Source organism: Fuerstiella marisgermanici, assembly GCF_001983935.1.
In the GTDB taxonomy this organism is placed as follows: Bacteria; Planctomycetota; Planctomycetia; order Planctomycetales; family Planctomycetaceae; genus Fuerstiella; species Fuerstiella marisgermanici.
In genome coordinates, this window is the sequence record NZ_CP017641.1 from 8,259,086 (window position 1) to 8,281,861 (window position 22,776).

A 22,776-nucleotide genomic window follows, 5' to 3' on the forward strand; every position below is an offset into this window, starting at 1 on the left:
CTGACGTGCCTGGAAGAGGAATCAAATCATGAGCCACCGCGACGATGCCATTGCAATTTGGAAAGCCGGCGTCGATGCCGTGAGGTCCGACTTTCTGGTTCGCTCGAACGTTCGCTGCCATCGCGATTACCTGGAGATTTGCGGCTCGCGGTTTTCGCTGCAGGACGTCAGGAATATTGAAGTGGTCGGCGCCGGCAAAGCGGGGGCCGGGATGGTGCGGGGGCTTGAGGTCGCTCTGTCCGGCTTGCGAGACTCCATTCGATTGGATGGCTGGGTGAATGTGCCGCGGGACTGCGTGGAAGCGACGTCGGCCATCACCTTGTTTGCAGCTCGACCAGCGGGCAGCAATGAGCCGACGGCCGAGGGCGTGAAGGGAACTCGGGAGATCCTAAAACGAGTCCGTCAGTTAGATGAGACTGACCTGTGCATTGTTCTCATTTCGGGCGGCGGCAGCGCCTTGCTGCCCGCGCCGGCTCCCGGTGTCAGCCTGGACGACAAGCTGGCTGTCACAAGAGTTCTGGCCGCTGGTGGAGCTGATATTTGTGAACTTAACGTCGTGCGCAGTCAGCTTTCGGAAGTGAAAGGCGGTGGTCTGGTTCGAAACTGCGGGGCCGGTCGAGTGGTCTCGCTAATCATTTCTGATGTGATCGGCGATCCACTGGAAATCATCGCTTCCGGCCCGACGACGCCGTCAACCGCAACGGCCGACGACGCACTGGCGATTCTGCAAAAATATGATCCGACTCGAACTCTTGTTCCGGCGACTGTTTACACTCATCTTGAACGCGACGTACCGGCGAGCGGCGACGCGACCTGTGCTGTTGAAAATTTTCTGATCGGATCGAATGCCGTTGCAATTGCGGCGGCTGACGCTGCGGCGAAACAACGCGGCTACGAAGTCATCAATTTGGGATCCGAAAACGCTGGTGAAGCGGCCGATCACGGGCGGACGCTGTTCCAAAAGCTGGCGGACCTGCGGGACGGAAACTCAACGGGGCATCCCAAACGAGTGTGTCTACTCGCGGGCGGAGAAACCACCGTCAAACTGGCTGCGACGTCCGCCGATCGCAAAGGCGGCCGCAATCAGGAATGCATTCTGGCAGCAGTTGCAGCGAATCCGGACGCGGCCGCATGGCAGAAAATCACGCTGCTTTCCGGCGGCACAGATGGCGAAGATGGGCCCACCGATGCGGCCGGAGCTATCGCCGATGCGGAACTGGTCGGCCGGATGCACGCCGATGGTCTACAGCCGAACGACTTTCTGACGATCAACAATTCGTATCCGTTTTTCGACCAGCTTGATGGCCTGGTGAGAACCGGGCCGACTCATACCAACGTGATGGACCTGGCCGTTGGAGTTCTCGACGGTTGATGCAGTGACCGAGCTTTACCCGCGCTGACGCTGATAAATTTCCGAAAGAACGTCTTCGACGCTCTTGAACTTTTTCCCGGTTTCCTTGACCACTTCGATTCTCGCCATCGCATCCTGTGGCGTGTGTCCGACGCTGACAAGTGCTTCGTAGGCTTCGGCCAGCACATCCGGAGCAGCGCTGTCTGGTACATCGCCCGACACCATCAATGCGAACTTGGCCATTTTGCGTCGCAGCTTGGCCACGATTCGCTCGGCCACGGCCGGTCCTACGCCCGGCAAAGTACTCAGTTGCTTGATATCTCGCTCTTCAATGGCTGTGGCGACTTCACGCACCGGACGCACCATCGCTCGCAGAGCCTTCTTAGCGCCCACGCCGTCAACCGAACAAACCAGCTCGAAGAACTCTTTCTCGGCATCGTTGGCGAAGCCGATAATCCGCGGCGTAAGACGACCCTGTTGCGGATTGCCCTCGAGGTATTCAATTGTTCGAAGACTGATCTCTTCGCCAATTTTTCCCTGTAGCTGGCGACGTACAAGGTCCGGCAGAAGGACTTCGTGTTCGAAGCCACCGATCTGCAGATAGCCACAAACGTCCGTCAGGCTGACGAGTTTTCCGGTGATGCGAGTGATCAAGTAGCTTCAGTCCTGGGCGATAATGTTGTGCGGCTGCGAAACTACAGCGCTGCGAATTTAACGGAGTGGTATAGGCACAAACCGATGGCCGCGGCGTCTGCCACGTCGTTCGGTTCGGGGATCGTATCAAGTTTCAATTCTGTCTTCACGGCATACTGAATCTGTTCTTTGGAAGCCTTCCCGCTGCCAGTCAGCAGGCGTTTGATCTGAGTCGGCGTGTAGTGCACGATCGGCACTTCCGTTTCTGACAGCGTCAGCAGAATGGCTCCGCGTACATGAGCCATCAGAAGTGCAGTTTTGGGATTCTGAGCGTGCGAGAACAGCTGTTCGATCGCCACGATCTCGGGCTGAAGTTCGTCCAGCACTTCGCGCAGTCCGTGAGCGATCTCGCGAATGCGACTTTGCAGCGTCGTCTTCGGCGTGGATCGCAGGATGCCGCCTTCCAGCAAAAACGGTCCTTTGGCTCGACGTTCCAGCAAAGCGTAACCGGTGCGGTTCAGGCCGGGATCGAGTCCCAGATAGCGTTCGTGCGATTTGGTGTGAGCGTGTGCATTAAGGGCGAAAGACATGACGCGTCCGTATCGTCTGTGGCTGTAAGGTTGACCCGGTTCGGTTATACACCATTCTTCGGCGATTTTGCCAGCAGCACAACAGCCTGAGCTGTAATGGCTTCGCCCCGACCGACCGGTCCGACCGCTTCGCCCGACTTGGCCTTGACGTTGATACGATCTTCCGGCACGTCCAGGATTTCTGCCAGCCGTTGTCGAATGAGCGGCTTCCATGGGCCCAGACGCGGTCGTTCGCAGCAGATTGTACAGTCCAGATTTTGAAGCTGCCAACCGCCGCTGATCAGGCTGTTCCAGACGTGCTGGATCAGGTTCACTGAGTCTGCGTTTTTCCATTTGGCGTCTGTGTTCGGGAACCATTCGCCGATATCGCCCTGCCCTGTGGCACCCAGCATCGCATCGATAATGGCGTGCAGCAGTACGTCTGCGTCGCTGTGACCGTCGAGTCCGAAGTCGCAATCCACCGTCACGCCGCCCAGGATTAAGGGGCGGTCGGCGATGGTGCGGTGGACGTCACAGCCCTCTCCGACACGGAACTCCGGCAAATTCTGCATGTTGTGTTCATCTTTCCTGGAGGCTTGCCGCTTTGTGCCGCTCCACTCGGCAGAGGGCGATTGGATCTGCAGGTCTGGCGTTGACCACAAACGCCTTCGTGCCATAGTTTTCGCTTTTCAACGTGACGCAGAGTGTCCTTTTGCGCTTGGCGTGATGTCAAGGCGCTGTCAGATTTACGAGACGTGCTGTACTTTGTCTGAAGCTGAATGAGATTCCAACCGCCATATTTAGTTGCCATCCTGTTGCTAAGCGCAACCGGCTGCGCGCTGTTTGGTGCGAAGGGGAATCCGGTGCTGGAATCGCATGAGACTTTAAAGCCTGAGCAGGTGGCGAGTTTCGAGAGTGACGTTCCGGTGCACCGAGTGGTTCGGCTGGAAACGTCGATTATGTCGGCTCCAGCAACGGACCGACGGATTCGCGAATTGGTGTGGGATAACCTGGACGAATGCGGTCCGATGCCACCCGAAGACCGCCGTCGTCTGAATCAAAGCGGTCTGCGTATCGGCGTGTCCGGGGGAACTCTGCCGTGGGCTCTACAGAGTCTGCAGCGCGGAGACCGTGCCGTGCGAACGTCAGGTTCGACTCACGGAAAGACCGATGCTTTAGGACGACGTAGTGATTCGTTTGGATCACACGTGGCAATTCCGCAGGACAGCAGTTCGGTGATCGATCTGTCATTGGAACAAAACGGTCTGTTCATCCCGCCTGGAAAAATTGCCAGCATGACTGCCGGTGGAGAACTTAAGGACGCTCGATGCGTGATTGAACTGACTCCGATCGAGTACGGGCAGGGTTGGGTATTGATCCGATTTCTGCCGCAGATCCGTCACGGTGCCGTCACGACTCGATACAGCCTGAGTAGCGGCGGCGTGAGGATGCCGAAACAACAGGACAATGAACCGTTGTACGAGCAGCAGTTTGAATTGAAACTGCACACAAATGAAACCGTGGTGATCGGACATCAGGAACAGGATGAATGGACCGTCGGCCAATTGCTGTTTCAGTCGGATTCACTGACCTCAAAAAGCGAACGCCTGATTGCGCTGCAGCTTGTCGAAGTGGAAAACGTTGTCGGCCAGAAATCGCTTCAGGTCAGTTACAGCAAGTACTGATTGGAGCAGGTTTCCTTTTGTTGTGGACGGTTCGAGCTCGTGGGGCACAGCCTTCATAGTGCGAAACGCTTGTTCTGCGGCCACAAGTCACCGAGATTCGCTGTAGCCTTCCGCCAGTTCGAAAACGGCCAGAACCGGACAGTGATCTGATGCCATTGGCTCGCTGATCACTTCTGTGCTGATCAGCTTCAGCGACTTGCCCCGGAAGAACACGTAATCAATGCGTGATTGCGGATTGGAAGATGGTGCCGAAGGAGCTGCTGCTTCATCGATGGCGTTCGTCCACTTCTGTTCCAGAATCTTGATCGGTTCGGAGTCAGGCGTGGCATTCATGTCTCCCGCCAAGATTGCGGGCGGCGAACCGTCGCCGAACAGGCGGTTGATTGCCGTTGCCTCAGCCACTCTGTCTTCCGCAACGTTATGCTGGAAGTGAGTACTAATAAAACGCAGTGGTTTGTCGTTGGGAAGCCTGACGTCAACCGCGATGGCGGCTCGCGGGTAAGTTGTGAGTTCGGGTGTGGCAGCGGTATACGGCAAAGGCTGAATTTGGACATCCAGAATCGGCAGCCGAGTCAGCACAGCGTTTCCGTACAGTCCGCCCTGATAGTGCTGAGTCGGCCCGTAACGAACGGCCAGCCCCGTCAGCTTACCAAGCTCCTGCGCCTGATGAACTTTGCCGGAACGTTCGACCACAACATCGACTTCCTGCAAAGCGACAAGGTCCGGTTTGGCCTTGTTGATGACGTCGGCCAGCCGCTGAAGGTTGTACTCGCCGTCATTGCCCTGCCCGTAGTGAATATTGTAGCAGAGCACTCGCAGAGTTTTGGGCGGTGCCGCCTGAACGGAACTCACCGATGCTGTGATTGCCAGCAAACCAATGGCATACAGAAACGAGGTCAGCACACGGGACCGGCGTGCCGGGCTTGTGTCGTTGCGGGGGGCGTTGTTGATCGTGAGCATTCGGGGGTATCCGCGCGGGAAAAAGTGGCGTGAGGTGGGGCACATCAATCGTGCTGCAGCAGGTGGGGATCCTGAAAGTGCTGTTTCGACGCGGGGAAAATGTTTGAATGGGTGAGATCGGTCGGCCCGCGACGCTATATTAGGCACAGCGTTCCTCAAAACTCAACCGAATAGCGTGCCCATGAAAAGTCTCCTCGTCTTCCTGTCCGCTCTTTTCACCGTGCAACAATTTGCAACGGCCGCCGCGCCCAAACCGAACATTGTTTACATCCTGCTGGATGACGCCGGCTACGGCGACCTATCCTGCTATGGTCAGAAACTGTTCACCACGCCGCACATCGATCGATTAGCGGCGGAAGGCATGAAGTTTACTGAACACTATTCCGGATCCACCGTCTGCGCGCCGACGCGGTGCAGTTTGATGACGGGGCTGCATACCGGCCACACGTATGTTCGCGGTAATCGCGAAGTCAAACCGGAAGGTCAGGCGGCGATGCCTGCCGATATCGTCACGATTCCTCGGCTGTTGAAAAAGGCGGGTTACAAAACCGGAGCATTCGGGAAATGGGGACTGGGTGCTCCTTCGTCACCCAGTGATCCGGCTGAACATTTCGATTTGTTTTATGGCTACAACTGCCAGCGAGAAGCTCATTCGTACTACCCCGATCATCTGTGGCGCAACAAGCAACGCGTGCCGATGGACGGCGAAACTTATACCGCCACACTGATCATGGACGAAGCTCTACAGTTTGTGCGAGACAACAAAGCTGATCCCTTCTTTCTGTTTTTGCCCGTCACCATCCCTCATGCAGCCATGCACGCGCCGGAAGAGTATGTGAAACCGTGGCGCGAAAAGTTCCCTCAGTTTGAAGATAAAATCGGGAAGTACAGTGGCCCGGAAGTCAGGAATCCTGTGGCCGCGTTTGCTGGCATGATGACGTTGATGGATGAGGGCGTCGGCGACCTGATGGCTTTGCTTTCCGAACTAAACATCGACGACAATACGATCGTGTTGTTTAGCAGCGACAATGGGCCTCACAAAGAAGGTGGCCACGATCCCGAATTCTTCAACAGCAATGGGCCGCTGAAAGGTCACAAACGGGACCTGTACGAAGGCGGCATCCGCGCTCCGCTGATCGCGAGGTGGCCGGGCAACATTGAACCGGGTACCACGTCGGCTCTGATTTCGGCTCATTGGGACATGCTGCCGACCTTTTGCGAGCTGGCTGGCGTAGATATTCCCGCCGGCCTGGACGGCATCAGCATGGTGTCGGAATTGACGGGCGAAGGTTCGCAGACGCCTCACGAATTCCTGTACTGGGAATTCTATGAGAAGGGTGGCAAGCGGGCTGTCCGGTTTGGCAACTGGAAAGCTGTTCAGCAAAACCTAACCGGGGTTAATCAGAAGGACGGAGTCGAGCTTTACGACTTGTCTTCTGATATTGGTGAGGAGCACAACATCGCTGACGATCATCCGGATCAGGTGAAGCGAGCTCTTGAGTATTTCGCGGCGGCTCATACGCCTTCCGAATTTTGGTCGTTCGGACGTCGGAAAAAATAGCGGCGAGCGGCAAATGTCTGGCGTCTGACTTGTGAACGATTACGACCCGGTTCGGCCAAACACCATAATCGTGATGTCGTCGTTCTGCGGACGACCGTTGGCATGAGCTCGCACATCGGCAAGCAGTTCCTTGCCAAGTTGTTCCGGGTCACGCGGACCATTCTTGATAAATTCGATGACGCGGCTTTTGCCATAAAGATCGCCATCGGGGTCCATTGCTTCGTCAACCCCGTCTGTAATCAGCGTGAACACGTCACCAGGATCGATTTGCCGCTGCACAACTTCGTAGGGATAGCCGGACATAATACCGACCGGAATGCCGATGATTTCGTCGCTGAATTCTTCAACTGAACCGTCCCGCTTTTTGATGACCGGCGACATGTGGCCAGCGTTCGTCAACGTGATCACGTTCGTATTCAGATCAATCACACCCAGGATGTAAGTGACAAATCGGCCTTCGACCATGCTGTGACACATGTGGTCGTTGATCCGGTGGATGGCAACCGATACGTCATCTGTGAAACTCATCGTATTCTGCACGACACTGGCCATGCGCGACATAATCAAAGCGCCGGGAACACCTTTGCCAGCGACATCGCCGAATGACACGCAGACTTTATCTTCACCAATCAGAAAGCAGTCGAAGTAGTCGCCGCCGACGGCCTGCGCGGCATCGTACGATGCGAAGAATTCGTACCCGTCAATCTTCGGCAACTCCTGTGGCAGCAGAGCGTGCTGTACACCACGAGCGATGCCCATTTCTTTGTCCTGCTTTTCTTTGGCCATGTACGTCACCAATAGACGAGCGTTCTCGTACGAGTTCGCAGCCTGACTGGCCACCGCCAGCAGCAACTGCAGGTCGTCGTCGGTGAAACGCTTCATGGGGTTCTGCGTGTCGAGATTGATCACGCCGAACGGTTCGTCATTGAGGTCCAGCATCGGGACGCACATCATGCTGTGGATGGTGAGGCTGGAAATTGATTCGCTGGCACTAAATCGAGAATCAGCGGCCGCATCCGCCGACAAAATTCCCGCTTTCTCCTGAAGCACTCGCTGCAGCACGGTTCGACTCAGACGCACGGTTTCATCATTGGAGATATCCCGGTGCTTTTGAGCGACCGGAATCAGCGGGGCGGATGCTGATTCCCGAATCAAAATCGAACCACGATCTGCCTGCGGAAAGATTTCGAACAGCGTATCCAGGATTCTCGGGCTGATGTTCTTAATCTCAACAGTGCCTGCCAGAGCCTTGTTGATCTTCAGAATACCCTTCAATTTGTCTTCGGGACGCACGTCCAGCAAACCGTATCCGCCGGCCGCCGCTGAACCCATGATCGTGCTGCTGGCTTCTTCGTTCAGCTCAACACCAATCGTCATGTTCAGCTGTCTGGAATCGTCCTCCGCTTCGTTCTCATACCGCAGCTTGACGGGACCCAGCTTAATGCGATCGCCGTTCTTCAACGGTGATGGGGTCGATGCCAGCAGTTGTTTGCCGTTTAGAAACGAACCGTTTCCGCTGCCCAGATCTTCCAGCATGATCTGGTCATCTGACTGCACCAGCTGAGCATGAAAGCGCGAAACCATGTTGGAATCGAGTTGCACAGTGCAATCGGGATGACGGCCCAAACGAACGGGATATTCGCTCAATTCGTAAGGCGTCGCCTGACCTTCTTTTAGCAACACAAGGCGGGGCATGAAGTGTTCACTCCGGAGGGGGGCGGGTTGCCGCTGAGTTTGAAGGGAAATCTGAGGCTGTGGTGCATTGGCAGGCTTGCATGCAACGCAGCCTCACCGTCAGCATAGTATCCGATTGCCTCAGTCCCCGGCAAATTGCTTACATCCTTTAGGAAATAGTTCCAGCCATTTCCTTGGCCTTCCGCCGCAGCCAGTCGGTTGACCTTAAAGCGACGGATCGACCTGGCAGGCACAGCTTTCCCTTGCCTTAAAATTACCCAATGCCCCCAAAAATCTTCTCAACGTTTCCGCGGAGTACCAATTTTCCGAGTTCTACGGCCTTCTCAACACTCCAGCCTCGATCCACAACAAAGTCCTGCGCCAAAGCTCGCGCGAGGATGCGACGGTACATTGCGAACTTCGGCAATGCGAATTCCAGCTTATACATGTCGCTGTAGTACCCAATTTGTTTGGTCTGAGGGACCGCCTGCAGACGGGCTCGAGTGTCTTTTTCGATGAAGACCGGAATGTTCGAATACCACCAGTGGCCGTTTGTCACCACGTTGGGGAAGATCCACGAATAACTGACCAGTTCCTGATTGCTGGTTTCTGACAGCACAGACACCGGGAAGGTCACCTGAGGAAACGCGTTGAACAACGCCTTGTACTGAATCAACGAAACTCGTTTGTCGTACAGGTCCTGCCCTTGAAACACGCCTGCCTCAAACACACGCCGGTTGACGCCGATCATCAGGTCAAACGGCAGCTGATGCTCAACACAGAATTCCGCCAAAGTCCAGAAGACAAAACAGCTCAGCGATTTGTGTTCGCACTCGGACAGTTCCTTGCCGGAAAACGCTTTGCTCACGACATCGTCAGCAACCGCGTCGCTGACTTTCTCTGGTGAAAAATCGGGCGGCAACGAAATCGCACAGGCTCGAACATTGTTGGCTTTGAAGTGAGTAAACAACTGTCCAATCGCACCGCGAAGGGACTTGGCGTCAGCCGCATCAGCGCCGGTACATTTGTTCAGACGGGCACGCACTTCTGGCTTGGTGAGATGAAAGACCAGATCATCGGTTCGCAGGCATGGCACGTAAAAGTTCGTGTCGAAGCCCGTCAACGGATCGTCGAAGTCGTTGGTGAGATACACCTGGTCGAGGCCACTGGTTTCGAGGACTTGTTTTTCCCAGCCGTCAGCCTGCATTTTTGTCAACGATTTGTCGTACAAGCCTTCCCAGTTGGCTTCAGTGATGCGATCGTCTTCGAAGTCGAAGAAGACCTTGCACATTTCCAGCAGCCAGCTGTATTGAGCCGTGTTTTCGATGGTCGCCAGCCAGGGGATCAGCCGCCCGACTTTTTCTTTGGGCGAAATGCCCGGCTCTTCGATCTTTTCTTTCGCCAGTCCAGCGGAATGGGCGAGCTCTGTGTAGTAATGATAACCCATGATGTCAGCCAGCGTTTCGGACGCGGCAGACAACGGGTTGATGTGCGTATGAGGGTCGATCAACCGGAGTGATTCGAGTTCTGAGAGGATTTCCTGTGTGACCTGCTGAGACATTCCGCCTTCGATCCTTTGGGTGCTGTGTGAAAAGCTGCTGCTGTGTGTTCGTGTCTGTCGACGAAGACTTCGCCCGAAGTCCTCGTATTCGGAGGCAGTCTACCGATCCTCAGGATGCCGTTCCAACCAGCAGGCCCGAAACCGGGAACACGCCAAAAAGTAGGTGCCGACCGCCGGTCGGCCAGGCGTTGGAAGAACACCGGCCACAGGCGACCTAACACCTTGCCACTCTGAAGCGAATGAAGGGTGAGATGTACTTTGAGCGGCTTGAGTGACTGATCACCCCCCGTTTTGTATGCCACGAACAGTTCGAACTTTCCTCGCCGGTGTTCGCGACCACGCATTCCATCGCGGTCACGACCGCTATGGACAAGGTGTGTCAACGGCGTAGAAACTGAAGCCGAGTTGCAAGTCGTGCGCCACAGCCTTCCGCGTGGCACGCGCTTTGGAGACCACAATGGCAGCAATCAATAGCCATTCAACTCGGGCTGGAGCTCGCGATGCGACCACGCGCACGCTCCCATGAGCCCATACAGGGCATCGGACGATCCACTGAAAGGCATCGTTCTCTTGGTTAATTCGACCACTGGAAGGTTGAATGGGCTGAGGGCGACGCGTGGACTCAGGCAGATCACGTCCTAGCCGAATGCGACTATAGCTTCAACAGGCAGCCATCGACGTATGTCTGGTGGTAGCCGGGCAGTGTTGGGTCGTGTGCATAGAAGACAACATAGATTGAATCTTCGCCCATCGGGACCATGGCCTGAGAGCCACCCGTTGCAGAATTCGCGGGGAGTCCTTTAGTTCGTGAATAGTACGGGTGCCCCCGATACTTCCAGGCCTTTCCGTCGTCACTTGTAAACACGGATGTGGTGCGCCGTCCGACAGTCGAATCTCTCAAGCCGCAGATCATTACGAACTGTCCCGAAGGCAATTTGCTGATCGCGGGATAGATTCCGACGATCTCGGTTTCAGTCGGCTTCGTCCAGGTCACACCATTATCGCGGGACTCACACGTCCACATCTTGTTTTCCCTGAATTCATCGCCCTGATGCACGTCAACACGAGCGTATGCGATGATCGCGCCGTCCTCTCGGACAGCAAATGCCGATTCATTGAATTTCTGAGTGACTTCGGTCGTGGAAGGTGGGTCAGCGAAGACTTTTTCAAGCGGGCCCCAGTGTCTGCCGCCGTCAATGCTACGATAGAATCCGGAACCATATTGATACCCGGGATGCTGACGAGGATGGCTCGCGTAGCAGTACGCAGGGATGATCAGGTCGCCATTGTTGAGCTGATAAATGGCGCCCATTGTTGAAGTTAAGCTACCGCGAGGAGTATCCAGAAAACCGATGGGCTGAAACGAATCTCCATTGTCCCGGCTCACCTGCAACTCAACCCTCGATTCACGATACCCGAAGACTCCCTTTCGGCTCGAGTCACCGTGGGAAATCCGAATGGTCATCAACATCAGATCGCCGTCAGGCAGGCTCACGATTTCAACAAATACACCCTCGTGACCATCTTCCGGCTCCTCGACCCGATAAGGCGGCAACCATGTTTTTCCTTCATCTTTCGAACGCACAAAGTAGCACTTGGAACCCGCCGCAGAATCGCCCTTGTCGACGAACGTCGTAATCAAATCGCCGGATTTCGTACGCACCAATCCGCCTGGTGCCAGAGCATCTTCAACTGTGTCATTGACCGGCCCGTAGCGCACCACTTTCAGCGGTGCGACACCCGAGTCGGCACAGGCTCCAGCACAAACACAACTGGTGATGAGTAACAGAATTGACTTCATGGAGGTTTGGCTTAGTTGGTGGTCAAGTGTGACTATGACGACAGAGGCTTCGTCGGCGGTGGACGAAACGGCGGGCTTTGTACATGCTTAATGAAATACAGTGTCCGCTTTTTCTTCTCTAATTCGATCACTCCGGATTCTGCGTACTTCTGCAAGCAGGAAAACGCTGACATCCCCAAAATTCCGACCCACCGTTTAATTCCCGTTTAGATTTGTCATCGACATCGGGGTGATGCATTTCGGGCATTGCGGAGAGTCCCGTAGAATGGCGTCTTCGAGATTGTGGTGAGTGTTCGCGTCTGGGGCAAAGGGAGCGATTCTCCTCGAGCAGACGTTTTCGGGAACTCTCGGGTTAAAATGACGGGCATGCAACCGCTATGCGGGAGCACGACCGGACTGCGGCATGACACAAAGCAGCACCCCCCGCACGTCCTGCTTCAGTGTTGCTCGCAAACTGCGTTTGTCGACGACTGACGAAATCAGCGACGTTCGCTAAGATGCCTGCCTCGCACTTTTCGCGAACGTTTCCTGGTCCCGGATGAACGAACCCATGCACAGCGTCAGCTTGCTTAGCGAATTGATTGCCTTCCCATCCGTCAGCCGCGTCTCGAACGTTGAAGTCAGTCGCTGGGCGGAGACTCAACTAGAGGCGTTGGGCTTTCAAACCGAATGGCTGGAATACCGTGACGAACAGGGCATCACCAAAGCCTGCGTTTCCGGGCGACTCGGCCCCGACAACGGTCGAGGCATGGCGTATTTTTGCCACACCGATGTTGTGCCCGTCACGTCGTGGAGCTTCCCCAAAAGCGGGCCGTGGGAGCCGCTGCAGGACGATGGCAAGCTGTACGGGCGCGGATCGTGTGACATGAAGGGCTCACTGGCCTGTATGCTGGCGGCTGTTGCAGCCATCGATCCGCAAAAGCTGACGCATCCTATTTACATTGTGTGTACGGCCGACGAAGAAGTGGGACTTGTTGGCGCCGCCAAAATTGTGGCGGAATCCGCGATGTACCGCGAAATTGTCGAGCGCCAGTGTCGCGCGATTATCGGCGAACCAACGCTTCTGAATGTCGTGCACGCTCACAAAGGCGGACAAGGCGCGACGGTCACAGCGGAAGGCGTGGCGGCCCATTCCAGCAGCGACAAGGGATTGAACGCGAACTTCGTCATGATCCCATTTCTTGCCGAATTGAACGAATTTCGCGAAGAGATCAAAGGCAATCCGGATTTCGAAGACGACCGGTTCGAACCGCCGACGATCAGCATGAACATCGGCATCAACGACAACAACGCTGCGCTAAACATTACGGCTCCGAAATCTGTGTGCACAATCTGTTTACGGACGATGCCAGGCATCGACGTCGATAAGATCACTCAGCGACTGGAAGCGATGGCTGTTCGGCATAACGTCAAAATCGAATGGAGCTACGCCACGAAACCGTTGTTCACCGATCCGGAATCCGACTACGTGCAGGAACTGCTGACGGTCACTGGCACCAAAGCGTCACAAACAGTGGCCTACGGAACAGACGGTTCTTGCTTTCAGGAGCTTCAGGATATTGTCGTGCTTGGGCCTGGCGATATTCGACAGGCTCACACAGACGATGAATGGATCAGTCTTGAGCAGTTGCAGGCGGGCACGGACCTGTACCGAACACTGGCCGAGCGTTGGTGTTGCGAATAGATCGCCGCGTGACTGGATCACCGCGCGAGTCGATCACGCCGTGATTAGATCATCGGGCGGCGAATTCTGCCGGATCGCCGCCCTGCTCGCGATAACCGCCGGTCTTCTGCCGATCACTCGCCATCGCATAATGTCGCTGAATGAATGGGGCCTGGTTTGTCGACAAAGGATAATACCAGTTATTCCAATGGCAGGGGTTGATGAGGCTTGCCGGTTTCGTCGTCGGCAAGTCGCCGAGTTGGTGATTCGGCCGCGTAGCAACACAGCCTCCTTAGCCACCTTTCCCACCATAGACATGCTCCGATCCATCGCAGGGAAAACGACATTATGCGAACTATCGCCATCATGAATCAGAAGGGTGGCGTCGCCAAGACGACCACCAGCGTGAACCTTGCTGCCGCTTTGGCACGATCCGGCAAAAGTGTGTGCGTGATCGATCTGGATCCGCAGGGCCACGCGTCGTTTCATCTGGGGCTCGACGCCGCCCCCGGCTCTCGTACGGTCTACGACGTCTTTGCCGAACAGTGTACCGTCGACGACGCTCGTCAGCTTGTGGCTGAAAATCTGTCTGTGATTCCGTCCAACATCGATCTGGCGGCGGTGGAAGTCGAACTCTCCAACACGCCCGGACGTGAGTTCGTTCTGCGAGACGCTTTGAATCATTGGAAGCTGCAGGAGCGCTTTGACTATGTCATCATGGACTGCCCACCGTCGCTGGGCGTGTTGACGATCAACGCGCTGTGTGCAGTGACGGAAGTTTTGATTCCGTTGCAGCCGCATTTCTTCGCATTGCAGGGTTTGTCAAAGCTGTTTGAAACGACGGCTTTGGTCACGCGGCGATTGAATCGTGATTTACGAGTCACCGGTGTAGCCCTGTGTCTGTACGAATCGGGGACTCGTCTGGCAGCCGATGTGACAGAGGACCTAAGGTTGTTCCTGACGTCCAGCGACGCCGACACTCCGTGGGCTAAAGCGAAGATCTTTAAGACTCGCATCCGCCGTAATATCAAGCTGGCAGAAGCACCCAGTTTCGGCCAGTCGATTTTCGACTACGCCAAAACCTGCCCCGGTGCTCGCGACTACGCGGAGCTCGGCGATGAGGTCCTCGCAATGGCTCAGGCGGCCGGATCGCCCCTACCGTTGCAGCAAAACGCGGCGTAGAGAATTCAGCGCCGGGTGACACCCGAAATTTGCCGGACTCTGCAAAATTCGCGCGGGGCTTCTGCCGCGAACCGGAAAACCGGCGTCGAAATTGCTATGCTCATCGGCCAGAGGTCGCCACTCGGGCGCCTCTTTCATTGCCAATCACGGTCATCAGTCTAAGAGGAACGTTATGTCCACCGGATTCGGAATTGTCGGAACCGGCATGATTTCGCACTTCCACGCGAAAGCCATCGCCGAAATTCCAGATGCCAGCGTCGTAGCCTGTTGCGACACGGTTGAAGAACGAGCTCAGGCGTTTGCGGCCGAATATGGCTGCAAAGCTTACACTGATGTCAACGAAATGCTGGCTGATAGCGATGTCGATATCGCCAACGTGTGTACCCCCAGTGGAGCTCACCGTGACCTGGCGGTCGCTGCAGCGAACGCCGGCAAGCACGTCGTAGTCGAAAAGCCGCTGGAGATTACGCTGGCTCGCTGCGACGACATCATCAACGCCTGCGAAAAGAACAACGTCCGTCTTTGTGCCATCTTCCCATCGCGGTTCACGCCTGTGAATCAGGCGTTGAAAGCGGCTGTCGACGGCGGTCGATTTGGCAAACTCACACTGGCAGACACATACGTCAAATGGTGGCGAACTCAGGAATACTACGACAGCGGCGGATGGCGCGGCACGTGGGAAATGGATGGCGGCGGCGCGTACATGAACCAGGCGATTCATCAGGTCGACCAGTTGTACTGGCTGATGGGTGACGTCGTCGAAGTGAACGGCATGACCGACACCGTGGCTCATGAACGCATCGAAGTCGAAGACGTTGGTGTCGCGACTCTACGATTCGCCAACGGAGCAATCGGCGTCATCGAAGCCACCACCAGTGCCTGGCCTGGCCTGCTGAAGAAGACCGAAATTCACGGCACCAAAGGCACGGCAATTATCGAACAGGACGACATCGTCCGCTGGGAATTCGAAGGCGAACAACCGTCTGATGCCGAGGTGCGTGAAAAGTTTGCTCCCGGATCAGCGAATACCGGCGGGGCGGCCGACCCGAAGGCGATTTCTCATACAGGCCACCGAGACCAGCTAGCCGACTTCGTGCAGGCCATTAAAAACGGCACGGCACCAATGGCGGATGGGATCGACGGTCGAAAGAGTGTTGAGATTATTCTGGCGATCTATCAGGCGGCCTGGACGAAGCAAACTGTAAAGCTGCCACTGGCAGGCGACCCGGTGCGGCCGAAGTAATCAGGTCGAGGGAACTCCGTGGCACTTATCGTTGCGGTCTTGCTATTACTGCTTATCCTTCGCGAACTTTCGGTGGGCACGGTACTCGCTCCAATTCCTCTTGCGATTCGCTTTTTATTGCAATTTCATGAGACGGCGATCGACCGCGAGACGCATCCGAAGTGGTTTTGGTTTTTCATCGGCCTCTAGGCTTGCTACGTGCTGATCGCGACTTTCATGGGATTGCGACCGGAAAACTGAACCTGACTGCTCCGATACAAAAAAAGAGCCGACTCCAGCGGAGTCGGCTCTTTTCGTTTTGACTGAGAAAAGGGGTGAGTAACCGGATTTGAACCGGCGACCTCCGGAATCACAATCCGGCGCTCTAACCAACTGAGCTATACCCACCAAAATGGCTGACAGTCTCTGCCAGCGGCCCGGAATGATATCTTCGGAAAATCAGGCATTCAAGTTCGCAATCAATTTTGACGCAGGATTGCCGCAGTCTGTAAATTTCTGCCTGCCCACTCATTCGCGGATGCGGCCTTCCATAGGTATTATCACCTGCATGAATCCAATCAAATTAGCGTACTGCAGAATTTTCGTTTCGCTCTCGGCCGCCATCATTGTCGTCGCGGGGGTGGGGACCGGCTTGTTTGCTCAACCGGCGAAGACAACGAAAATCGTACTCGCCGGCGATTCCACCGTGACGGACTCGTCAGGCTGGGGCGCTGGTTTCAGCAGTCTGCTTAGTGACGGTGCGGTATGTGTGAATCTCGCGGTCGGTGGCCGCAGTTCTCGCAGCTTTCGCACCGAAGGTTGGTGGCAAAAGTGTCTCGATGAAAAGCCTGACATCCTGCTGATCCAGTTTGGCCACAACGACCAACCGGGGAAAGGTGCGGCCCGCGAGTCAGCTGCAGAAACCGATTTTCGCGATCACTTGCGGCGATATGTCGACGAAGCTCGGCAAATTGGCTGCAAACCAGTCCTCATCACATCGCTGACACGACGACGCTGGGACGAAAACGGAAAGATCACGCCGACGCTCAGCGAATACGCCGCCGCGACGATTGTTGTGGCGAAGGAGAAGAACGTGCCGCTGCTGGATCTGCATCGCCTCAGCATTCAGCAGTGCAACGCCATTGGGCCGGAGGACTTCCAGGAATTCGAATCTAAGACAGACGATGGTTTCGATCACACCCATTTGAATGATGCCGGAGGCCTGCTGGTTGGAAAACTTGTCGCACGCGAATTGGTCAAAATCCTTCCCGAGTTTTCGCGATACGTCGACAGGGCCGAGCTGCATAATTTACCGCCTAAGTCTGCAGGAGCTGGCGGTGAATAGGAATCTCTTTACTCCAGTTCTTGCCCTTGCGTGTCTGCTGCTGTATTCGCAATCGTCTCGGGCAGCGGCCCCAAAACCCAACATCGTTGTCATTTTGGTAGACGACATGGGTTTCTCAGACATCGGTTGTTACGGCAGCGAGATTCCAACGCCCCACCTCGACAAGCTGGCAGCCGACGGGTTGAGGTTCACTCAGTTTTACAACACCGGCCGCTGCTGCCCCACTCGAGCCACTCTGCTGACCGGCTTGTATGCTCACCAAACGGGCATCGGCCACATGAACGGCGATTACGGAAAACCCGGCTACAAGGGATTTCTCAACGACCGCTGCGTGACGCTGGGCGACGTTGCTCGCAGCGCAGGGTACCGGACCGCCGCGAGCGGAAAATGGCATGTCGGCAGCAAAGAACGCGCTATGTGGCCGCGAGCTCGGGGCTTCGATCGTTTTTACGGAGTCCCCGAAGGTGGTGGGTTTTACTTTCAGGTCAAGCCGGGACGCACGATTGTGCTCGACGACGATGTGATTCATTCGGTCGATAAGCCGTTACCCGAGGGCTGGTATTCCACAGACGCATGGACAGAACACGGCCTGAAATTTATTGATGAAGCAGTCGCCGCCGAGAAACCCTTCCTGTTGTATCTGGCTCACAACGCGCCCCACTTTCCGTTGCAGGCGACGAAAGAAGACATCGACAAATTTCGCGGCAAGTATATGGACGGTTGGGAACAACTGTCGGCTTTGCGGCATCGACGACAAATTGAGATGGGGCTTGTCGACGAGATGTGGGCTAAAGCTGGACGGCCCCCAAAGGTGGCCGCCTGGGACAGCCTTGCAAGTGCGGATAAGCGACGGTTCGATCATCTGATGGCGGCTTATGCTGCCTGCGTGCATCGCATGGACCGCTCGATTGGCGATCTTGTTGCAGGGCTGAAGGCGAAGGGGCAGTTTGAGAACACGCTAATTCTGTTTATGAGTGACAATGGCGGCTGTGCGGAAAGCGGGCCGAACGGGAAAGACATCGGTGATCCCACAACTCCCGATTCCAATTGGTTCTGCGGCGAATCCTGGGCATGGATGCAGGACACCCCGTTCCGCAAGTACAAGCACTACAACCATGAAGGTGGCATCGCGACGCCGCTGATTGCTCATTGGCCAGACGGAATCGTTGCCCGAGGTGAATGGCGAAAACAGCCGACTCATCTAATCGACGTGATGGCCACGGTCGTCGATCTGACCGGCGCAACGTACCCGTCTCAACACAACGGCAAGAATATACGGCCGATGGAAGGGACCAGCCTGCGTCCTGCCTTCGCAGGTGATTCACTCGAACGCGACGCGCTTTATTGGGAACACGAAGGCAACGCGGCCGTCCGCAAGGGGGACTGGAAGCTCGTGCGACTGGGTAGCAAAGGAGCGTGGGAGCTTTACAACATGGCGAAGGATCGGACGGAGCAGAACGACCTCGCTATGGAACAGCCGGAACGTGTCCAGGACTTGTCGGCGTTGTGGCAGAATTGGGCGGACCGCTGCAATGTGGCTCCTGACGGACTTCCACTACGGAAGCAAAAGCTGCGAAAGAAGAAAAAGAAGAGGCCGGTCGCACCGAAATAGCCGTTGCGCCGGCAGTTGTTCGCCCGCCCCGATACGATAGAAATTCCTGAGTTGATCGAGTCCAATACCGACAGGCAGGCGCGTTGGTTGCTTTGGTCGATGTAATTTCCCCTGAAAGGCACTCCGATGTCGGAAGACGGTTCTGAATCTTCCCCCAAGAAAGAATCCGATCCGCGTAAAGCTCTCGCCCGCGATCTGTGGGAACGACTTGCGAAGAGTCGTCCGGGGCCGGACAACAAGGATCTGATTTACCTGTCTCGCTTTGTGCCGCTGCTGTCGAGTGCCGCTGTTAAGACATTGCTGGGGCGGAAGCTGGATTTGGAAGAACTGAAGGAACTGATTCAGCATGTTCCGAAAGCTCGCGAAGCCGCGACAAAAATCGCCATCAAGCAGCATTCGGATGAAATTACGGAAGAGGACCTTCGTTTCTTTTTCACTCAAACGAAGTCGGCAGAGATCGGCAAGTACCTGCTAAAAAAGCATCCCAACGACGCCAACCTGGGCCTTGTCGAGCGCACACTGGATGATCTGAAACCTGTCGTCGCCAAGATGCGGCAACAGGAACCGACTAAGACCATCATGCGAGAAATCGACCGCAAGCTATAGTCGGGATCGCTGGCCTGGCGACCACGAAGAAGCTGTGCCTCACCCAGCGCGCACGAAAAAAGGCCGAGACTAACGTCTTCGGCCTTTGTTTCGCTAACCGTGTCAGCAATGCAGTATTAGCTGCCGCAGCATGGAGCTGGTGCAGGGGCAGGGGCACAGCATGTTGGAGCCGGTGCACAGCATGGTTCCGGGCAGCAGCTGCCACGGTGCTTGTTGCGACGGCACTTCTTCATAAGTTTCTTCAGGAACCCACAACGCTTCTTGCCACAAGGGTCGCAGCAAGGTTCTGGTGGACAGCAAACAGGTTCAGGAGCACAGCAAACGGGCTGTGGTGCACAACATACAGGTTGAGGTGCACAGCACACTGGTTCAGGAGCACAGCAGGTTGGAGCTGGTTCGCAGCACGGTTCCGGGCAACATGGTTCGCAGCACGACTTCTTTTTGAAGCAATCAAACAGGCCTGCGTCTGCAGATTGAGGGGCAACAACGCCGCTAAGGACGGTGACGGCGAGGAGGGACAGTACACTTCTCATGGAACACTTCTCCGAAAACTTAAACTCTGAGAGAGAGACGGGGCACGCTTGTGCTCAACCAGTTAGTGCCAGTATTGAACACGGGTTGGGTTCGTGCGTGAATTGCTACCGAAAACGCATGCCAATCAGAACAATTCCTTAGACCGTGTTCCGGTCCATTCGGCTCCGTAGACTCCACTTGTCAGTGAATGCGATGCAGTTGAGGTGAGTCTGGGGGTTGCGCGGTGGTGATTAATGCCTTCGTCGTCCCGCCTAAATCGCACGTAACTAGCGCACAAAAAAAGAACGACCAGTGAAAACACTGGTCGTTCTTAGAGGGGCCGGTGGGATTCGAACCCACGAATACGGGATTTGCAATCCAGATACTGGTGCTGAACAGGGTGTGACCAGCCGTTGAGTGTAGGTTTTTTGCTGATTGTGAGGACTGCATGATGTGCGACGAATACCTGAATTTCTGTTCCAGACGCAACACTTGACACAACACCTCGGCTCCAGACTCACTAACTGCATGCGGCATTTGCGTAGCTGTCCATTTCAGCTTGGAGACTGGTCTTTTTCTGTCGGTTAGATTTTGATACGACAGGTGGATGGACACGGATGTCAGTCAGATCATCGCTGTGGAAGTGAAGCAGCTTGTGCTTAGCCTGCAGCGTGAGGTTGCGGAGCTGCGGGACGAGAACCGGCGGCTGCGTGATCGGATTGAAGAGCTCGAAGGTAAGAACCCCACAGAGCGACTCGACGAGGCGTTTTCGGTGACGGCGGAAGAGAGACGCCGCGCTGAAACGGGCCGCCGAAAAGGTCGCAAAAAACAATCCTCGGCGCGTCGCGGTCGTCGCACAACCGAGCAGAAAGCGGACAACGCCGAACGACGCGAACTCATTCTGCCGGAAGGTTACAACGTCGCAGAGTGCCGTTTCGTTCGGGAACGTTTCGTCTGGAGAGTGATCAACGGCCAAGCCGTGCAGGTCGTCTATGAAATCTATCACGGCCCCAACGGCGAGAAATCCGAAATTCCGGGCGTGTGGCCGCGGTCCGAATTCGGCATTGAAGTTCATATCGCGCTGGCTCGCATTGTGACCATCACGGGACTGTCGATCGACAAGACGTGTGCATTGATTGAATTCTTCTGGAATCTGCCGCTCGGCAAATCCCAGGCGGACGCTCTGTTGAATCAACTGGCACGGCGTTGGGAACAGGAATTCGAATCTCTGTGTGACCTGATGGCGTTCAGTGCGATTGTGCATGCAGACGAAACCAGTTGGAGTATCAACAGCGTGTGGGCTTTTTTGTCGGAGAAGGCGCGCGTGCTGATCTTCGGATGCCGCAAAGACGGCGACACACTGGCTCAGATCCTGTCGAAAGAATTGTTTGGAGGCGTGCTTGTTTCGGACGATGCGGCCGTGTACCGAGGTTTCAGTCACGCACAGAAATGCTGGGCTCACCTGCTGCGGAAGGCCATCCGTCTGACGCTGCTGAAGCCGGACAACGAAGAGTACCAGCGACTGCTCGACGGCCTGCTGGAAATTTTCTACGCGGCCAAACGCCACGCCGCCGATGGTCGTCTTGGCGATGCCGGTCGTGCGGCGAAGGTCGATGAACTTGATAACACGCTGGCGGCTCTGCTGGTGCGTTACTGCGCCGAGGATTCCGATGTTCGGGCGGCCGACTTCGGCAAGGATTTTGACAACCTGGTCTCAGAACTGATTCGGCTGATGACGGAAGAGGAGTTGTTTTGTTTTGTGACAAGCCCGGCCGCGCCAGCAACGAACAACGAAGCGGAACGCAGTCTTCGCGGCGCGGCCATGGACCGTCGCACAGGTCGAACGAGCAAAACATCGAAGGGAGCCCGTCGCCGCAGCATTCTTACAAGCGTCCTGGAATCGCTGAATCTCCATCTGAAAACACCAACGCTCAGTTCCGTGGTGGCCGAGGTCATGACGTGGCAGCAGGATGGATTCAGTCTGTTTGATCGACTGAAACTTGAAGTCGGCCTGACCTCCGCGCCGCCCGGTCAGTCGCGACTGTCCAAACTCGTCCCCGCCAACTGAACACCACACCTCACGCTGCGCACCACGCGGAAATGGACAGCTACGGCATTTGCTGTCAGGATAGAGCGTCAACGTGAAACTGATTTCCTTTGAGCGACGCTTGAATGGCTGAGGGGGATGCGATAATGTCTCGATTAAGCGGATAGTCAATTCTTACATTGCCACCAGTCTTGGAACTGCGCTGGCGTGATTGAGGAGAACTGTTCGTGAACGCAAAAACAAAACCCAATGCCCCCGCCCTGACAAAGGGCCAAATCCTTCGCGTTAAGGTTTTTCAAGAGCGAGCAGGGTTAGGAGACTGGGCTTGGAGAAAGCTTAGGAACGCAGCGACAGAAGCTGGCGTGGTCTTTTGGTACAAAGTTGGCAACGCTACTTTCGTAGACTGCGACCGCTTCGCCGAGTACCTCCAAAACAGCCGCAGCGAATAGCTCAGAAACGCGTGGCGATGAAATCGCGACTTGAAGAGCAGCCATCCTGAGTCGTCTGCCGCGCCGTTTCTTCATTCAGGATGTTCGGTTTTCAGGATTCTGAACGTGCCAACTCTGAACCCAATCTCGCGAGCGATTGCAGAACTCAAGAACAGCCTACCACGAATTCCGGTCACGATCTGCCGCAACTCGACCTACGCTTTTGCGGTGATCGCCTGCGAAGAATGCGGTGGGGTTTCAGAGATACGACTGCAGCAACACAAGGCTAGTGTGTTCGCAGATGTTGAGCTGAACGAGAACGCGGACTTCATGGAGATGCCCCAGCTTTGGCGTGATTGAATC

19 protein-coding genes and 1 tRNA gene are annotated in these 22,776 nt (G+C 55.7%); 12 read left to right on the forward strand and 8 right to left on the reverse strand.

Translation table 11 applies throughout. The annotated features are described in order from the left end of the window. Positions 1–28: 28 nt before the first annotated feature. A complete protein-coding gene (locus tag Fuma_RS31205) occupies positions 29–1,372 on the forward strand; it encodes a glycerate kinase type-2 family protein (RefSeq protein ID WP_077027560.1) in 1,344 nt (447 codons plus the stop codon). 15 nt (positions 1,373–1,387) lie between these two features. Here the strand turns inward: Fuma_RS31205 and ruvA are convergent, their stop codons facing one another. From ruvA to ispF, 3 genes are read right to left on the reverse strand one after another with little or no spacing between them, the layout of a single operon-like run. Beyond that, a complete protein-coding gene (gene ruvA, locus Fuma_RS31210; RefSeq protein ID WP_077027561.1) occupies positions 1,388–2,005 on the reverse strand; it encodes a Holliday junction branch migration protein RuvA in 618 nt (205 codons plus the stop codon). Positions 2,006–2,046: 41 nt separating this feature from the next. Further along, complete coding sequence (gene ruvC / locus Fuma_RS31215) at positions 2,047–2,574, reverse strand: crossover junction endodeoxyribonuclease RuvC (protein ID WP_077027562.1); 528 nt, start codon at positions 2,572–2,574, stop codon at positions 2,047–2,049. Between the two features lie 44 nt (positions 2,575–2,618). Beyond that, positions 2,619–3,125, reverse strand: coding sequence for a 2-C-methyl-D-erythritol 2,4-cyclodiphosphate synthase (gene ispF / locus Fuma_RS31220; protein ID WP_077028674.1), 507 nt, complete (start codon positions 3,123–3,125; stop codon positions 2,619–2,621). 207 nt (positions 3,126–3,332) lie between these two features. Between ispF and Fuma_RS31225 the strand changes: the two genes are divergently transcribed. Beyond that, the gene (locus Fuma_RS31225) at positions 3,333–4,238 is read left to right on the forward strand and encodes a hypothetical protein (protein WP_077027563.1); all 906 of its coding nucleotides are present in this window, start codon (positions 3,333–3,335) and stop codon (positions 4,236–4,238) included. 87 nt (positions 4,239–4,325) lie between these two features. On the opposite strand, the gene Fuma_RS31230 is transcribed toward Fuma_RS31225, so the two are convergent. Beyond that, positions 4,326–5,198 carry an endonuclease/exonuclease/phosphatase family protein gene (locus tag Fuma_RS31230; RefSeq protein ID WP_077027564.1) on the reverse strand — a complete coding sequence of 291 codons (873 nt, stop codon included), beginning with the start codon at positions 5,196–5,198 and terminating at the stop codon, positions 4,326–4,328. Between the two features lie 181 nt (positions 5,199–5,379). On the opposite strand from Fuma_RS31230, the gene Fuma_RS31235 reads away from it, so the two are divergent. Beyond that, positions 5,380–6,759: an arylsulfatase gene (locus tag Fuma_RS31235; RefSeq protein WP_077027565.1), complete on the forward strand. Its 1,380-nt coding sequence runs from the start codon at positions 5,380–5,382 to the stop codon at positions 6,757–6,759. A 39-nt stretch (positions 6,760–6,798) separates the two neighbouring features. On the opposite strand, the gene Fuma_RS31240 is transcribed toward Fuma_RS31235, so the two are convergent. The 3 genes from Fuma_RS31240 to Fuma_RS31250 all read right to left on the reverse strand — a co-directional run bounded on the left by Fuma_RS31240 (position 6,799) and on the right by Fuma_RS31250 (position 11,795). Further along, a complete protein-coding gene (locus Fuma_RS31240) occupies positions 6,799–8,454 on the reverse strand; it encodes a SpoIIE family protein phosphatase (RefSeq protein ID WP_077027566.1) in 1,656 nt (551 codons plus the stop codon). A gap of 253 nt (positions 8,455–8,707) precedes the next feature. Further along, positions 8,708–9,994 (reverse strand): glucuronate isomerase, encoded by a 1,287-nt coding sequence (locus Fuma_RS31245; protein ID WP_077027567.1) that lies wholly within the window; start codon positions 9,992–9,994, stop codon positions 8,708–8,710. Positions 9,995–10,646: 652 nt separating this feature from the next. Continuing rightward, positions 10,647–11,795 carry a sialidase family protein gene (locus tag Fuma_RS31250; protein WP_077027568.1) on the reverse strand — a complete coding sequence of 383 codons (1,149 nt, stop codon included), beginning with the start codon at positions 11,793–11,795 and terminating at the stop codon, positions 10,647–10,649. 550 nt (positions 11,796–12,345) lie between these two features. On the opposite strand from Fuma_RS31250, the gene Fuma_RS31255 reads away from it, so the two are divergent. The 4 genes from Fuma_RS31255 (at position 12,346) to Fuma_RS35520 (ending at position 16,072) form a co-directional block, all read left to right on the forward strand. Then, positions 12,346–13,479, forward strand: a complete 1,134-nt coding sequence (locus Fuma_RS31255; RefSeq protein WP_083732672.1) for a M20 family metallopeptidase — start codon at positions 12,346–12,348, stop codon at positions 13,477–13,479. A gap of 327 nt (positions 13,480–13,806) precedes the next feature. Further along, a complete protein-coding gene (locus Fuma_RS31265) occupies positions 13,807–14,640 on the forward strand; it encodes a ParA family protein (RefSeq protein ID WP_077027571.1) in 834 nt (277 codons plus the stop codon). A gap of 172 nt (positions 14,641–14,812) precedes the next feature. After that, positions 14,813–15,883: a Gfo/Idh/MocA family protein gene (locus Fuma_RS31270; RefSeq protein ID WP_077027572.1), complete on the forward strand. Its 1,071-nt coding sequence runs from the start codon at positions 14,813–14,815 to the stop codon at positions 15,881–15,883. An 18-nt stretch (positions 15,884–15,901) separates the two neighbouring features. Beyond that, positions 15,902–16,072: a hypothetical protein gene (locus tag Fuma_RS35520; protein ID WP_158521195.1), complete on the forward strand. Its 171-nt coding sequence runs from the start codon at positions 15,902–15,904 to the stop codon at positions 16,070–16,072. Positions 16,073–16,196: 124 nt separating this feature from the next. Here Fuma_RS35520 and Fuma_RS31275 read toward each other — a convergent pair. Beyond that, positions 16,197–16,270 (reverse strand) — tRNA-His (locus tag Fuma_RS31275). A gap of 160 nt (positions 16,271–16,430) precedes the next feature. On the opposite strand from Fuma_RS31275, the gene Fuma_RS36055 reads away from it, so the two are divergent. The 5 genes from Fuma_RS36055 (at position 16,431) to Fuma_RS31300 (ending at position 22,773) form a co-directional block, all read left to right on the forward strand. Next, positions 16,431–17,207, forward strand: a complete 777-nt coding sequence (locus tag Fuma_RS36055; protein WP_077028675.1) for a rhamnogalacturonan acetylesterase — start codon at positions 16,431–16,433, stop codon at positions 17,205–17,207. Further along, entirely contained in the window at positions 17,200–18,819 is a 1,620-nt protein-coding gene (locus Fuma_RS31285; RefSeq protein ID WP_218922339.1) for an arylsulfatase, read from the forward strand. The genes Fuma_RS36055 and Fuma_RS31285 overlap by 8 nt, the downstream gene beginning before the upstream one ends. A gap of 126 nt (positions 18,820–18,945) precedes the next feature. Beyond that, the gene (locus Fuma_RS31290) at positions 18,946–19,425 is read left to right on the forward strand and encodes a hypothetical protein (RefSeq protein ID WP_077027573.1); all 480 of its coding nucleotides are present in this window, start codon (positions 18,946–18,948) and stop codon (positions 19,423–19,425) included. Between the two features lie 1,120 nt (positions 19,426–20,545). Next, entirely contained in the window at positions 20,546–22,006 is a 1,461-nt protein-coding gene (locus tag Fuma_RS31295; RefSeq protein ID WP_077022387.1) for an IS66 family transposase, read from the forward strand. 533 nt (positions 22,007–22,539) lie between these two features. After that, complete coding sequence (locus tag Fuma_RS31300) at positions 22,540–22,773, forward strand: hypothetical protein (protein ID WP_145944481.1); 234 nt, start codon at positions 22,540–22,542, stop codon at positions 22,771–22,773. Positions 22,774–22,776: the final 3 nt, after the last annotated feature.

Excerpts from the sequence above, each read along its gene's own strand:
- Fuma_RS31250 (WP_077027568.1), bottom strand. The coding sequence starts at position 11,795 with ATGAAGTCAATTCTGTTACTCATCACCAGTTGTGTTTGTGCTGGAGCC.
- Fuma_RS31240 (WP_077027566.1), bottom strand. The coding sequence starts at position 8,454 with ATGCCCCGCCTTGTGTTGCTAAAAGAAGGTCAGGCGACGCCTTACGAA.
- ispF (WP_077028674.1), bottom strand. The coding sequence starts at position 3,125 with ATGCAGAATTTGCCGGAGTTCCGTGTCGGAGAGGGCTGTGACGTCCAC.
- Fuma_RS31295 (WP_077022387.1), top strand. The coding sequence starts at position 20,546 with ATGGACACGGATGTCAGTCAGATCATCGCTGTGGAAGTGAAGCAGCTT.
- Fuma_RS31270 (WP_077027572.1), top strand. The coding sequence starts at position 14,813 with ATGTCCACCGGATTCGGAATTGTCGGAACCGGCATGATTTCGCACTTC.
- Fuma_RS36055 (WP_077028675.1), top strand. The coding sequence starts at position 16,431 with ATGAATCCAATCAAATTAGCGTACTGCAGAATTTTCGTTTCGCTCTCG.
- Fuma_RS31235 (WP_077027565.1), top strand. The coding sequence starts at position 5,380 with ATGAAAAGTCTCCTCGTCTTCCTGTCCGCTCTTTTCACCGTGCAACAA.
- Fuma_RS31205 (WP_077027560.1), top strand. The coding sequence starts at position 29 with ATGAGCCACCGCGACGATGCCATTGCAATTTGGAAAGCCGGCGTCGAT.
- Fuma_RS31290 (WP_077027573.1), top strand. The coding sequence starts at position 18,946 with ATGTCGGAAGACGGTTCTGAATCTTCCCCCAAGAAAGAATCCGATCCG.
- Fuma_RS31265 (WP_077027571.1), top strand. The coding sequence starts at position 13,807 with ATGCGAACTATCGCCATCATGAATCAGAAGGGTGGCGTCGCCAAGACG.
- Fuma_RS31255 (WP_083732672.1), top strand. The coding sequence starts at position 12,346 with ATGCACAGCGTCAGCTTGCTTAGCGAATTGATTGCCTTCCCATCCGTC.
- ruvC (WP_077027562.1), bottom strand. The coding sequence starts at position 2,574 with ATGTCTTTCGCCCTTAATGCACACGCTCACACCAAATCGCACGAACGC.
- Fuma_RS31225 (WP_077027563.1), top strand. The coding sequence starts at position 3,333 with ATGAGATTCCAACCGCCATATTTAGTTGCCATCCTGTTGCTAAGCGCA.
- Fuma_RS31230 (WP_077027564.1), bottom strand. The coding sequence starts at position 5,198 with ATGCTCACGATCAACAACGCCCCCCGCAACGACACAAGCCCGGCACGC.
- Fuma_RS31245 (WP_077027567.1), bottom strand. The coding sequence starts at position 9,994 with ATGTCTCAGCAGGTCACACAGGAAATCCTCTCAGAACTCGAATCACTC.